Source organism: Mesorhizobium sp. M2C.T.Ca.TU.002.02.1.1 (assembly GCF_003997225.1).
In genome coordinates this window covers 1-1,952 of record NZ_RZTO01001008.1, presented here as the reverse complement: position 1 = coordinate 1,952, position 1,952 = coordinate 1, and the positions used below count along the sequence as shown (strand labels likewise).

Annotated in this window: 1 pseudogene; it reads left to right on the top strand. The window is 73.1% G+C overall.

The features are described 5' to 3' along the window. A pseudogene (locus EOD07_RS39145) lies at positions 1-1,952 on the top strand (autotransporter outer membrane beta-barrel domain-containing protein); the annotation flags it as partial.

The following is a 1,952-nucleotide window of genomic DNA, read 5'->3' as shown; positions in this document are numbered from 1 at the left end:
ATCGCCAACGCCAAGGTGACGACGAACGGCAGCGATTCCACGGGCATCCTGGCGCAGTCGGTCGGCGGCGGCGGCGGCAATGGCGGCTTTGCGCTGAGCGGCGCCGGCGTGGTTGCGGTCGGCGTCGGAGGCCAGGGCGCCGCCGGCGGCGCCGGCAAGAAGGTCGACGTGACCTCCGGCGGCAGTGTCGAGACCTTCAAGGAGCGGTCGGCCGGCATCATCGCGCAATCGCTGGGCGGCGGCGGCGGCAACGGCGGCTTCGTCGTTGCCGGCAGCTTCGGCGCCACCGTGGGTGTCGGCGGCTCGGGCAGCAAGGGGGGCGACGGCGGCGAGGTCTTCTTCCGCTCGCCCGATGGCGGGACGCAGTCCATCACCACGCATGGCGCGGATTCGGCCGGCCTGATCGTGCAGTCGATCGGTGGCGGCGGCGGCAATGGCGGCTTCGCCGGGACATTCGCGGCGATAGCAACCGTCGGCATCGGCGGCGGTGCGGGCGCCGCGGGCGCCGGCGTTGCCGTCCACACGACCTATAACGGCTCGGTCGAGACCTTCGGTGAGCGCTCGGCCGGCATCATCGTGCAGTCGATCGGCGGCGGCGGCGGCAATGGCGGCGGCGTCATCGGCCTGAGCGCCGGCATCACCGTCGGCGTCGGCGGGAACGGCGCCGGCGGCGGCGGGGCAGGCGCCGTCGAATACCACTCCGCCAGCACGACCATCACCACGCATGAAGTGAATTCGGCCGGGCTCGTCGTGCAGTCGATCGGCGGCGGTGGCGGCAATGGCGGCTTCTCGTTCAACCTCGCCGCCGGCGCCTCCGTCGGTGTCGGCGGCAAGGGCGGGGCGGCGGGCGCGTCGAACACCGTCACCGTCGACATCGATGACGGCACCATCCATACGATGAAGGACCATTCGACGGGCATCCTTGCCCAGTCGGTGGGCGGCGGCGGCGGCACGGGCGGCGGCAGCATAGCCGGCAGCCTGTCGCTCAATGTCGGCATCGCCGGCAACGGCGCCGGCGGCGGCAATGGCAACACCGTCGACGTCACCAATGGCGCCGACATCACCACCGACGGCATCCAGTCGCACGGCATCCAGGCGCAGTCGATCGGCGGCGGCGGCGGCTCGGGCGGCTTCTCGATCGCCGTCGGCGGGCCTTCGCTCGCGGTCGGCGGCGCGGCCGCGGACGGCGGCAGCGCCATGAAGGTCACGGTGACCAATTCGGGCGTGATCCAGACCAATGAGGACCTGTCGGTCGGCATCCTGGCCCAGGCCATCGGCGGCGGCGGCGGCGATGGCGGCCTGGCGGGCGCCGGCGGGCTGTTCACTGCGGTCGGCGTCGGCGGCAAGGGCGGCGGCGGCGGCAACGGCGCCGAGGTCGAGGTCACCAACACCGCCAACATCACCACCAAGGGCGATCTTGCGCATGGCATCATGGCGCAATCGGTCGGTGGCGGCGGCGGCAATGGCGGCAATGCCGGCGCGGTCTCCGTCGGCGCTTTCGTCGGCGTCGGCGTCGCCGTCGGCGGCGATGGCGGCGCCGGCCGCGACGCCATGAAGGTCACGGTCGACCATACCGGCGACATCACCGTCAGCGGCATGGGCGCCAAGGGCATCATCGCGCAGTCGATCGGCGGCGGCGGCGGCAATGGCGGCAAGGCCGTCGCCGGCGCCTTCAGCGCCGGGCTCTATGCATCCGCGGCCGTGGCGGTGACCGTCGGCGGCAGCGGCGGCGACGGCGGTTCGGGCGGCGAGGTGTTCGTCAAGGCCAACGGCAAGATCGTATCGCTGACCGACGCGGACGGCTCGGGCGGCATCGTGGCGCAGTCGATCGGCGGCGGCGGCGGCAATGGCGGCCGCGCTACCTCGATCGCCGGCGCGATCAGCGACGAGGTCGCGATCAATGTCGGCGTCGCCATCGGCGGCAGCGGCGGCAACGGCGGCCCGGGCAACAA